This is a genomic window from Saccharopolyspora shandongensis (assembly GCF_900106995.1).
GTDB classification, from domain to species: Bacteria; Actinomycetota; Actinomycetes; order Mycobacteriales; family Pseudonocardiaceae; genus Saccharopolyspora; species Saccharopolyspora shandongensis.
Map to the genome: position 1 here is coordinate 17,370 of NZ_FNOK01000085.1, position 11,820 is coordinate 29,189.

At 71.7% G+C, this 11,820-nt stretch carries 8 protein-coding genes; 3 read left to right on the top strand and 5 right to left on the bottom strand.

What is annotated here, in order from left to right:
- The first annotated feature begins 10 nt into the window (after nt 1-10).
- Nucleotides 11-1,513 (top strand): ArnT family glycosyltransferase, encoded by a 1,503-nt coding sequence (locus tag BLW84_RS43200; protein ID WP_177227021.1) that lies wholly within the window; start codon nt 11-13, stop codon nt 1,511-1,513.
- 3 nt (nt 1,514-1,516) lie between these two features.
- Here the strand turns inward: BLW84_RS43200 and BLW84_RS43205 are convergent, their stop codons facing one another.
- From BLW84_RS43205 to BLW84_RS43220, 4 genes are all read right to left on the bottom strand, one after another.
- On the bottom strand, nt 1,517-2,860 hold the full coding sequence (locus BLW84_RS43205; protein WP_093278149.1) for a PrsW family intramembrane metalloprotease: 1,344 nt from the start codon (nt 2,858-2,860) through the stop codon (nt 1,517-1,519).
- A 156-nt stretch (nt 2,861-3,016) separates the two neighbouring features.
- Entirely contained in the window at nt 3,017-4,441 is a 1,425-nt protein-coding gene (locus BLW84_RS43210; RefSeq protein ID WP_093278151.1) for an amidase, read from the bottom strand.
- A 107-nt stretch (nt 4,442-4,548) separates the two neighbouring features.
- Nucleotides 4,549-6,042 carry a CoA-acylating methylmalonate-semialdehyde dehydrogenase gene (locus BLW84_RS43215; RefSeq protein WP_093278153.1) on the bottom strand — a complete coding sequence of 498 codons (1,494 nt, stop codon included), beginning with the start codon at nt 6,040-6,042 and terminating at the stop codon, nt 4,549-4,551.
- A complete protein-coding gene (locus BLW84_RS43220; protein ID WP_093278155.1) occupies nt 6,039-7,340 on the bottom strand; it encodes an aspartate aminotransferase family protein in 1,302 nt (433 codons plus the stop codon). Before BLW84_RS43220 ends, BLW84_RS43215 begins: the two co-directional genes overlap by 4 nt.
- 154 nt (nt 7,341-7,494) lie before the next feature.
- On the opposite strand from BLW84_RS43220, the gene BLW84_RS43225 reads away from it, so the two are divergent.
- Entirely contained in the window at nt 7,495-9,117 is a 1,623-nt protein-coding gene (locus BLW84_RS43225) for a PucR family transcriptional regulator (protein ID WP_093278157.1), read from the top strand.
- A gap of 16 nt (nt 9,118-9,133) precedes the next feature.
- Here BLW84_RS43225 and BLW84_RS43230 read toward each other — a convergent pair whose 3' ends face one another.
- On the bottom strand, nt 9,134-9,742 hold the full coding sequence (locus tag BLW84_RS43230; RefSeq protein ID WP_093278159.1) for a TetR/AcrR family transcriptional regulator: 609 nt from the start codon (nt 9,740-9,742) through the stop codon (nt 9,134-9,136).
- A 153-nt stretch (nt 9,743-9,895) separates the two neighbouring features.
- Here BLW84_RS43230 and BLW84_RS43235 point away from each other — a divergent pair, with 153 nt between their 5' ends.
- The gene (locus BLW84_RS43235) at nt 9,896-11,461 is read left to right on the top strand and encodes an MFS transporter (protein WP_093278161.1); all 1,566 of its coding nucleotides are present in this window, start codon (nt 9,896-9,898) and stop codon (nt 11,459-11,461) included.
- Nucleotides 11,462-11,820 lie beyond the last annotated feature (359 nt).

The window sequence follows — 11,820 nt, forward strand, 5'->3', positions numbered from 1 at the left end:
AGGGGGGCAGATGAGCGCGAGTTCCAGCACCGCCGCCGCGGCGACAACCGATCGCATCCCCCGCGTCCTCCCGCCGTTCGCCCGCTCCGCGGTGCCGGTCATCGCCGCGTCGACCCTCGCGCTCCTGCTCGCCCTGACGACCCGCTACGACTACGTCACCGACGAGCTCTACTTCCTGGCCGCCGGGAAGTTCTACCCCGCCTGGGGATACATGGACCAGCAGCCGCTGGTCCCGCTCCTCGCCGCGTTCCTCGACCGGGCGTTCCCCGGTTCCCTGCTCGTCTTCCGGCTGCTCCCGGCCGTCGCCACGGCGCTCGGCGCGATCGTCGCGGCGCTCATGACGCGGGAGCTGGGCGGGAACCGGCGGGCCCAGGTCCTCGCCGCGGCGGCCTATCCGCTCTCGCCGTGGATCGTGCTCAACGGACACTGGCTCACGGCGTCCACAATGGAGCTCCTCCAGTGGACGACCATCCTGTGGTTGCTGGCCCGCTGGACGAGGCTGAAGCACGGCGGCGTCGACCGCGACCGGCTGCTGCTCGGCATCGGCCTGATCACCGCCCTGGCGGTGCAGACGAAGTTCCAGGTGCTAGTGCTGATCGCGGCGCTGCTGGTGAGCATCGCGATCACCGGCCCGAGATCCCTCTTCGCCCGGCCGGCGTTGTGGCTCGCCGCCGCGATCCCGCTGGCCACGGCGATCCCGACGCTGTGGTGGCAAGCCCGCCACGGCTGGCCCGCCCTGGCGATGGGCATCGCGGTGAACAACGAGAACGACCGGCTGCTCATGGCGCCGACCGCGCTGTTCTACGCGGGCCTGCTGGTGGGCGCCGGGTGCTGCTGCTACGGCGCCTTCCGGCTCCTGCGGGCCCCTGAGCTGCTGCCGTTCCGGTTCCTCGGCTGGGCCGCGATCGCGGTGTTCCTGTTCTTCCTGGCCGCCGGTGGCCGCCCGAACTACGTCGCGGGCCTGTTCGGGCTGCTGTTCGCCGCGGCGGCCACCGGCTTGCAGCGCCGCCCGGGAATGCTGCTGTGGCCCGCCTACCTGCTCTCGGCGGTCCTGCCGCTGTCGCTGCTGCCGGTCTACCCGCTGGGCTTCCTGGCCCGCCACCCCGAGCTGCCGAGCTACGTCCGCCTCTACGAGACCGGCTGGCCCGGACTCACCGAAGCGGTCGCCCGCGCCTACCGAGCGCTCCCCGCCGAGCAGCAGCGCCGCACGGCGATCGTCGCCGAGAACTACTACCTGGCGGGGGCGCTCGACGTCCTCGGCCGGAAAGCGGGCCTGCCCCGCGCCTACAGCCCGCACCGCGGCTACTGGTTCTTCGGCGCACCACCGGAAACCGCCGACACCGTGCTCTACGTCGGGAGCAGGAACCGGCCTTCGGTCCACTTCGGACGATCGCGGGAACTCGGCGAGGTGGAGACGGGCCTGGTGAACGTGGCGCAGGGCAACACGATCACGCTCTACCAGGACCCGTTGCAGCCGTGGCCCGCGCTGTGGCCGCGAATCCGCACGATCTGACGCTCACCTCGGGCCCCAGGGGCCGCCGGGCCGCGGGCCGTTCGGCCCCGGTGGCTGCGGCGGACGCCCCGGCGGCCGGTGCCCACCGGGCGGCTGCGGACCGCGGGGAGCCGGTGGGCGCGGCTGGTAGGTCGGCAGCCGGCCCGCCGCGAGCTGCGCGGGCGGGGCGAAGAAGCCCGACTGCTCCTGGCGAGCCCACGGTGGTGGAGGCGCCTGCGGCATCCGCCGGAAGAAAGCGTCCCGCGCAGCCCGCATCAACCCCAAGATCGCCTCCCGCCGGGCAAAGAACTTGTCCGGCGGGATCGTCTCCTTCTCGGCGTGCGAGTGCAAGAGTGCGAGTTCGGTGGCCGCCAGCTGGTAGTCGCCCATCGCCCGCGCCCCGGTCGCGCCCGCCTGCGTGCGCGCCCAGCGCCGCGCCTGCCGGCGACCGGCGAGGCTGCCGAGCATCTGCACGTCGCGCGGCTGCACCAGGCCGCTCGGGATGTAGGCGGGCAGGTACTTGCGGATCAGGTGCACCAGCCGCTTGCGGTCCAGGATCAGGATCACGACCAGCGCGATCAGCACCAGGAACTGCACCAGGTACGCCACCACCATGCCCGGGAAGCCGGCGAACGTCAGGCCGCCGTTCCACAGCGCGTGCAGGAAGACCGCCCCGCACCATCCGCCGACCACGGCGAAGAACCGGCCCACGCCCCGGTGCGTCGCGGCGTAGGCGACGCCGAGCCCGGTCATCGCGGTGTACATCGGGTGCCCCAGCGGCGCGATCACGCCGCGGATCAGCACCGTGCCCCAGATCTCGCCGGTCTCGGCGCCCAGGCCCTGCATGTAGTAGAGGACGTTCTCGACCAGCGCGAAGCCCAGCCCGCACATCCCGGCGTAGACGATCCCGTCGGTCGGCCCGTCGATCTCGTGCCGCCGAACCCACAGCAGGTACAACAGCAACGCGCCCTTGAAGCTCTCCTCGACTACCGGCGCGACGATCGACACCGTGATCACCGAGGCGGCCTCCGCGCCCAGCACCGGGGCCATCAGGATCTCGCCGCCGGAGTTCACGACCAGCGCGCCGATGATGGCCACCCCGGCACCCCAGCCGAACGCCAGCCACAGGTTGAGCTGCGGCTCAGGCTCCAACCGGTCGATGAGCAGGATCAGGCCGATGAGCACGACGGCGGTCGGCAGCGCCAGCGCGGTGCCGATCACCACGTTCACCGGCCCGCCCTGCAGCAGGTAGAAGGCCAGTGCCAGCAGCAGGCAGAAACCGGACACGACCAGGCCGATGATCAGCGGTATCGGCGCGCGGTTGGTGCTCCGGCCTTCCAGGACGGACCGAGGACTGAGTGCGGGCATGCCCGCGAGCGTAGGAGATGCCCCGAACCCCCGCCCCGGGTACCGCGATCTCGCCGGAAGTCACCGGCTGCCGATCGCCCCGGACGGGCCGCCCTCGGCCTCTTCTGCCCCAACATGCAACGCCGCCGCCGCCGAGCGATCGGCGACGGCGAGGCGCTAGAGCGCCGGACGGTGGTTTTCCGCGTACGCCCACGGCCGGACCCGCTCCAGCTCCTTGCCCAGCCGGAACACCGTGGCGTCGTCGTAGGTGTGGCCGACGATCTGCACGCCGGTGGGCACGCCGTTGTCGCCGTGCCCGCTGGGCACCGCGAGCACCGGGCACCGGTTGTTGATGTTGAACGGGGTCGTCATGGTCGCGTCGGAGAACCGGGCGAAGCGGTGACCGTCCACTTCGAACTCGCCGATCAGGTCGTCGCCAACCGGCAGGGCCGGAATCGCCGCGGTCGGGCACAGCAGGGCGTCGAAACCGGCCATCGCCTCGGCCAGCTCGCGCTGCATGCGGGTCTCGATCCGCAGCCCGTCGAGGAAGCTTCCCCGGTCCGCGGCCTTCGCAGCCCAGTCCAGGAACGCCGCGGTGTAGGGCGCGACCAAGTCGCGCTGGTCGCCGACGACGTCCTGGACGAGCGCCCCGAAGATGGCGCCGAAGTGCATGCTGGTGGCCCGGCCGACCTCCGCGCGGGTCCAGGGCAGTTCGATCTCCTCCACGACGACGCCGGCCTGGGCCAGCGCGTCGGCGGCCGCGCGGGTGTTGCGCTCGACGTCCGGCTTGACGTCGTAGTCGCCGAGGCGCACGCACAGCGCCACCCGCATCCCGGCGGCCGGTTCGTACTCGGTGGGCAGCGCGATGCGGGGCCGCAACGACGTGTGGTCGCGCGGGTCCGGGCCGATCAGCACGTTGGCGAACAGGATCGTGTCGTCGACGGTGCGGGCCAGCGTGCCATCGCCGCGGTAGAAGTCCATCGACAGCGGCGGAGTGCCGGGAATCCGGCCGTAAGGGGCCTTGAACCCGACGGTTCCGGTGAAGGCGGCGGGAATCCGGGTGGAGCCGCCGATGTCGGAGGCCGTGGCCAGCAGCGCCGTCCCGGCGGCGAGCGCGGCGGCGGAGCCGCCGGAAGAGCCGCCGGGCGTGTAGTCCGGGTTCCACGGGTTGCGGGTGACACCCCACATCGGCGTGTGGGTGAACGCGGAGATGCTGAACTCCGGTGTGGTGGTGCGGGCGTGGATGATGCCGCCCGCATCCAGGATCCGGTCGATGACCGGGGCGTTCTCGGCGGCCACGTTGCCCTTGTTGATCAAGGAACCCTCGGTCAGCGACCGGCCCGCGATGGCGTGCTTCTCCTTGGCGGCGACCGGGATTCCCTCCAGCGGCCGGGGCGCGGGCCCCTTGCCCAGGTACCGGGCCTCGGCCTGCGCGGCGGCCACCAGGGCCTCGTCGAAGAGCCGCTCGGTGAACGCGTTCACCTCGGGCTCGACCTGCTCGGTGCGCTCGATCAGCGCCTGCAGCAGCTCCACCGGCGACAACGCGCGCTTGGCGAACAGCGCGCGCGCTTCGGTCGCGCTGAGGTAGATCAGCTCCGACATGCCACTCCTTTATTCAGCTGTTGCACGGTTGTCGCGCAGGTGTCGTGAGTGGCTGTGGCCGCCAGAGCGACCATGGCCACTCACGACACCACTGGGGGGCTCGGCCCTCAGCTGTTCTGCGGGAACCCGAGGTTGACGCCGCCGTGGGACGGGTCCGGCCACCTCGTGGTGATCACCTTCGTGCGGGTGTAGAACTGGACGCCGTCCGGGCCGTAGGCGTGCGCGTCGCCGAACAGCGAGTCCTTCCAGCCGCCGAACGAGTAGTACGACACCGGCACCGGGATCGGCACGTTCACGCCGACCATGCCGACCTCGACCTCCTCGCTGAACTGCCGGGCGGCGCCGCCGTTCGTGGTGAACACCGCCGTGCCGTTGCCGTACGGGTTGTTGTTGAGCACCTCGATCGCCGAGTCGTAGCTGGGCACCCGGAGCACCGACAGGACCGGCCCGAAGATCTCGTCGGTGTAGATCGACATGTCGGTGCCCACGCGGTCGAACAGCGTCGGCCCCAGCCAGAACCCGTCGTCCCCGCCGTCGACCCGCACGCCGCGCCCGTCCACCACCAGCTCGGCACCCGCCTCGACACCGGCGTCCACATAGGACGTCACGCGGTCCCGGTGGGCGGCGGTGACCAGCGGGCCCATGTCGCAGCCGCGGCGCCCGTCGCCGACGCTGAGCTTGGCCATCCGCTCGGCGATCTTGGCGACGAGCTCGTCGCCGACCGGGTCGACGGCGACGACCGCGGAGATCGCCATGCACCGCTCCCCCGCCGAGCCGAACCCGGCCGACACCGCGGCGTCCGCGGCCAGGTCGAGGTCGGCGTCGGGCAGCACCACCATGTGGTTCTTCGCCCCGCCGAGCGCCTGCACCCGCTTGCCGTTGCCGGTGCCGGTCTCGTAGACGTAGCGCGCGACCGGCGTGGAGCCGACGAACGACACCGCCTTCACCACCGGGTGTGCCAGCAGCGCGTCGACCGCGACCTTGTCGCCGTGCACCACGTTGAACACGCCGTCGGGCAGCCCGGCCTCCTGCCACAGCCCGGCGATGAAGTTCGCCGCCGACGGGTCCTTCTCGCTGGGCTTGAGCACCACGGCGTTGCCGCAGGCGATGGCGCCCGGCACGAACCACAGCGGCACCATGGCCGGGAAGTTGAACGGCGAGATCACCCCGACGACGCCCACCGGCTGCCGCACCGAGTGCACGTCCACGCTCGTCGAGGCGTTCTCCGAGAAGCCGCCCTTGAGCAGGTTGGGGATGCCGCAGGCGTACTCGACGTTCTCCAGGCCGCGCTGCACCTCGCCGGCCGCGTCGGAGACGACCTTGCCGTGCTCGGCGGTGATGATCTCGGCCAGCTCGCCCTTGCGCTGGTTGAGCAGCTCGCGGAAGGCGAACAGCACGTTGGACCGCTTCGCCAGCGACGCGCGCCGCCAGCTCTTGAGCGCCTCGGCGGCCGCCGTGACCGCAGCGTCCACATCGGACTCCGCAGCGAACGCGACCCGCTTCGTCACCTGCCCGGTGGCGGGGTCGAAGACCTCCCCGGTGCGCTGCGGGTCCGCGTCGGCGGACTTGCCCGCGATCCAGTGCCTGATCAGTTCTGTCATCGGTGGAGCTCCTGCTCGGCCAGCGTCATCGTGTCGGTGAGGATCTGCAGCGCCTGCGCCGCCTCCTCCTCGGTCAGCGTCATCGGCGGAGCCAGGCGCAGGACGTTCCCGTGCAGCCCGCCCTTGCCTACCAACAGCCCGTGCCGCTTCGCCAGTTCCATCACCCGCGTGGCCGACGCGGCGGCGGGCGTGCGGGTGCCGGGTTCGACGAGCTCGACGCCGATCATCAGGCCCTTGCCCCGCACGTCGCCGATCAGCGCGCACCGCTGGGCGTGCGCCCGCAGGCCGTCGAGCAGCCGGGTGCCGAGCTTCGCGGCGTTGCCCTGCAGGTCGTGGTCGAGCAGGTAGGAAAGGGCGGCCCCGGCGCCGGCGGTGGAGATCGGGTTGCCGCCGAAGGTGGAGATCGAGTTGGCGGTCAGGCAGTCCATCAGCTCCGCATCGGCGACCACCCCGCCGATGGCCAACCCGTTGCCCAGGCCCTTGGCGAAGGTCATCGCCGCCGGCACCACGCCGTGCGCCTGGATGCCCCAGAAGTGCTCGCCGGTGCGGCCCCAGCCGGTCTGCACCTCGTCGGAGATCAGCAGGATCCCGTACTCCTCCAGGACCTCGGCGAAGGCGCCGAACAGCCCGTCCGGCGGGGTGGCGAAGCCGCCGACGCCCTGGATCGGCTCGGCGATCATGCAGGCCACGTCGCCGGCGGTGGTGGTCTCGATGACCTCGCGCAGGTCGTCGACGCAGGCGGCGATGTAGTCGGCGTCGGAGAGGTCCCGGAACGGGCTGCGGTAGCGGTAGCCGCCGTGCACGTAGCTGACCTTCACCGGGGACAGCGAGCTGGCCGACCAGCCGCGGTTGCCGGTCACGCCGAGGGTGCCGAAGGCCCGCCCGTGGTAGGAGTTGCGCAGCGCGAGGACCTGGTTGCTGCGCCGGTACTGGGTGGCCAGCATGAGCGCGGTCTCGTTCGCCTCGGTGCCGGAGCCGGTGAAGAACACCTTGGGATTGGTCATCCCGGACAGCTCGCCGATCCGCTCGGCCAGCTCCACCTGCTGCCGGATCAGGTAGAGCGTCGAGGTGTGCAGGATGCCGGTGTCGACCTGGCGGCGGATCGCGTCGCTGATCTCGGCGACGTCGTAGCCGATGGCGTTGGTCAGGATCCCGGCGAAGAAGTCCAGGTAGGTGTTGCCGTCGGCGTCGGTGACGTGGCGTCCCTCGCCCGCGACGATCTCGATGGGCTCGTCGTAGTAGAGCGCCTGCCAGCTGGGCATGGCGGCGCGGTGCCTGGCCAACAAGGATTTCGTCATCAGCGTCCTCTTCCCTCCAGGGGCAGCCGGTTCCTCCGCGGCGGTCGTGCGTGCCGCTGCGGCCAGTCTGGTCGGCCGCGGCGGCTGCTTCCACGGACAACCTGTACTCATTTAGCGCCATCTGCATTACGGTTTGTGCACCATGGATGCCGCGATGAAACCGACCTCGCCGGACGTGCTGGCGCTGCCGACCGTGTCCGAGGCGCTAGAGCTGCCGGTCCTGCGGCGGGGCAAGCCGCGGGTGGTGGCCGGTGCCTCTGGCCTGGACGGCCGGGTGCGCTGGGTGCACGTCGCGGAGATCGCCGACATCGCCCCGCTGCTCAGCGGCGGCGAGCTGGTGCTGACCACCGGCATCGCGCTCCCCGAGGAGCCGGCACAGCTGGTGCGCTACGTCGACGAGCTCGCCGCGGTCGGGGCGAGCGGGCTGGTCGTGGAGCTGGTGCGCCGGTGGCGCGACCGGGTGCCGACGGCGCTGGTGGACGCGGCGCACCGGCACGACCTGCCGCTGGTGACGCTGTCCGAGGAGACGAAGTTCGTGGCCGTCACCGAGGCGGTGATCGCCCGGATCCGCGACGCCCAGCTGGCCGAGCTGCGCGCGACGCACGCCATCCACGAGACGTTCACCGCGCTGACCACCTCGGGCGCCGAACCCGCGTCGGTGCTGCGGGAGGCGGCGCGGATCGCGGGTCGCCCGGTGGTGCTGGAGACGCTCGCGCACCAGGTGCTGGCCTACGACTCGGCCGGTCAGGATCCGGTGGCTCTGCTGGCGGAGTGGGCGGAGCGCTCCCGCTCGGTGGTGCAGTCCGGCCGCACCTCCTACGACCCGGACCAGCGGTGGCTGACCACCGTGGTCGGGGCTCGCGGCGATGACTGGGGGCGGCTGGTGATGCTCGGGCCGGAGCCGCCGCACCGGCACGTCGTGGTCGCCGAGCGGGCGGCGTCGGCGCTGGCGGTGAACCGGCTGGCGACGCGCGACCGGGAAAGCCTGGAGCGCCAGACGCACCGCACGCTGATCACCGAACTGCTCGCGGGCAACGCCGACACCGCCGACCTGGCGGCCCGGTCCGCGGGCGTCGGCGTGCCGCTGGACGGTCCGCTGGTGGGCATCGCGGTCCGGCCGCACACCACGACTACGGTCGCCCCGGCGCTGGAAACCCAGCAGGTGCTGCGGGATCTCGCCGAGGCGACGGCGCTCGCCGCGCGCAAGGCGAAGCTGCCGGTGCTGGTGGGTGTCGTCGACGACGTCACCGTCCAAGCCCTGGTGGCGCTGCGAGCACCCGAAGCCGACGCCGTGCTGACCCGCTTGGCGGCGGAGGTCCGCCGGTCCGCGGGCACGCATTCGCTGCAGGTGGTGGTAGCGGTCGGCAGCGTCGTCGGCTCGATCGCCGGGGCGCGCCGGACGCTGACCGAGGCCGCGCAGGTCGCGGAGGCGGCGCTGCACATCGACGACGGCGGCCGCGAGTTCCACCGCCTGGACGACGTGCGGCTGCGCGGGCTGCTGCACCTGCTGCGCGGGGACGAGCGGCTGATCGCGTTCGCGGAACGGGAGCTCGGGCCGATCATGTCCAACGAGCGGCTGCTGGACGCGTTGCGATCGCTGTGCCGCCACGGCGGGAACAAGTCCGCGGCAGCGGCGGCGGCGCACCTCTCCCGCACCGCCTACTACGCCCAGCTGGCGCGCATCGAGCAGTTGCTGGGCGTCTCGCTGAGCGCGCCGGAATCCCTGGTGTCACTGCACGTCGCGCTCCTGGCGCGGGATCTGCACAGCGGATCGTGAACCCGGGCTTCCCGGGTCAGGGCCGGGGGCTCAGGGTTCGGCGGGTCAGGTCTTGGGTCCGCTTCGTCAGGTCCGCGGCGCCGAGCTCGGCCCCGGTGGCGATCAGTTCGTCGAGGAGGCCGTCCACGCCGTGGTAGACGATCCGGAACGCCGTCGGCGCGTCCGGCGCGAAGGTGCCGTCGGGCACGCCTTCGGCGACGAAGTCGCCGATGCGGTCGATCACCCGGCGGTTGATGTCCTTGCACAGCTCCAGGGCCTTGGCGTTGGCCGAACCGTAGACCGTGCGGTGCAGTTCGGCGTTGCGCACCGCGTGGTCCAGCAGCGCCGCCCACAGCTCGTCCAATGTGGACCACCTCGACCCGTCGCCGGCGAGCACCCGGTCGGTGATCTCCAGGATGCCTTCGACGTAGCGCTCCCAGACGGCGGCGAGCAGGTGCTCCTTCGACTCGAAGTAGAGGTAGATGGTGCCCTGGGCGATCCCGCCCGCCCGGGCGACCTCCGCCATCGTCGCCCTCGCGAAACCCGTGGTCGAGAAGACCTCGGTCCCGGCCTGCAGGATCGCTTCGCGCCGGTCCTCGGGGCTCATCGTCACCCGGCGGCGGCGTGCCGGTGTTCGTGCGGACATCTCGGCGACCTTCCTGCTGTGCGGCGGGCTCCAGCATAGCACCCGACTGAACGACGCTCACTGAGCCGCGCTCATTGACTGACTGAGCGTCATTCAGTTAGCGTTCGCGGCGGCGCGCTCGCGCCGTCCGATCACTCCGCGAGGTTCTCCCGAATGCCGAATTCCCCTGTCCCCGAACGCCATCCGCGACTGCTGCTGGCGCTGATCAGCAGCGGCGCCTTCCTGGTCCAGCTCGACGCGACGATCGTGGCCATCGCCCTGCCGGCCATGCAGGCGCACCTCGGCGTCGGCGTCGGCGACCTGCAGTGGATCGTCGCCGGCTACACGCTCATGCTCGCCGGACTGCTGCTCACCGCGGGCACCCTCGGCGACCGCTTCGGCCACCGACGACTCTTCCTCGGCGGGCTCGTCGCGTTCACCGCCGCATCCGCGCTGTGCGCGCTCGCGCCGACCTTCGAGGTATTGCTGGCGGCGCGCATCCTGCAGGGCGCCGCGGGATCCGCGCTGGTCCCGGTGTCGTTGGCGCTGATCAGCACGGTGTTCCCGGATCCGCGAGCACGTGCGAAGGCCATCGGCACCTGGGCCGGCATCGGCGGGCTGGCGCTCGCGGTCGGACCGCTGCTCGGCGGCGTGCTCGTCGAGGCCTTCGGCTGGCCGAGCATCTTCTGGGTGAACATCCCGGTCGGCGTCGCCGCCGCGCTCGCCCTCCGACGACTACTCCCGACACACGGTCCACAAGGGACTCGTTCGCTCGATCCGTTGGGACAGCTGCTTTTCGCCGCGTCGATCGCCGCGCTCACCTACGCGCTGATCGAAGGCGGGCGGGATTGGACGGCCACGCCCGTCGTGGCCGCGCTCGTGATCGCCGCTGCCGGGCTGGTCGTCTTCGTGCGCTGGGAGCTGCGGCACCCCGATCCGATGGTGCCGATCCGGCTGTTCCGCAGCCCGGTGGTGCTGGTCGCCGGGGCGGTCAACCTGTTCGGCCTGCTCGGCCTCTACGGCGGCATCTTCCTGCTGACTCTCTACCTGCAGCAGGTGAACCGGCTCAGCGCGGCGGCGGCCGGACTGCGGTTCCTGGCGCTGAACCTGGCGATCATGATCTTCTCCTACCTGGCCAGCGTGCTGGCCGCGAAGCTGGGGCCGCGGCCGCCGATCGTCGCCGGTTCGGCGCTGACCACCATCGGCCTGCTTGCCCTCACCGGGCTCGGCGTCGGCACCGGCTACGGGCAGTACTGGTGGGCGCTCGCGCTGCTCGGCTCCGGGGTGTCGCTGGTCGGCGCGCCCGCGACCGTAGCGCTGCTGAGCGCGGTTCCACCCGAGCAAGCCGGTGCCGCATCGGGAATTTCCAACACCTTCCGGCAACTGGGCAGCGTGTTCGGCGTCGCGGTGTGCGGCACGCTGCTCGTCTCACACCTGCGGGCGGAACTGCCCGCCCGGCTGCCGACCCTCCCGACGGCCGCGATCGACGCGCTGTCCAGCGGAGATCTGTCGATCATCGACCGGCTCCCGATCGACCTCCGGCAGCCGGCCTTCGACGTCAGCGCGCGACTGCTCGTCGAAGGGCTGCACCTGGGCGCCCTGGTGGCCGCCGCCTGCGCCCTGCTCGCCGGGATGTCCGCCCTGCTGTTCCTGCCCCGGAGCGACGCGAACCGACCGCTTTCCCAGTCCCAGCCACAAGTTCGCGCCCGCCGGAGCAGGACGCCGAGGCGCCGGGTGTAGCCTTGGGCCGCTGGCCGCGCACCGACGGCACCTCCCCCCAGTGGCTGTCGGCGCGCGGCCGGCCAAGGACCTGATTCGGCGCCACAGCAACGAAAAACGGCCTTCGCCGATCACCGGCTCTCGCATCTCGCCGCGAAACGAACCCCTCGAACGTCACCGCTTCCCACCGCGATCATCGCGGCCTCGGCAGCGCTCTCCGACGCGATCCCGCAGGACACCCGCCACCCGGTGCCGCAATTTCCATCGAAATCGAAGGCACGACTCCCATTGAGCCTAATCAGTTCTGGGAGTGAGCCATCCGGCAAACTCCTGGTTGGTAGCCGACCGGCAGGTGAGCACTCTGTGAGCCTGGGCGTGTG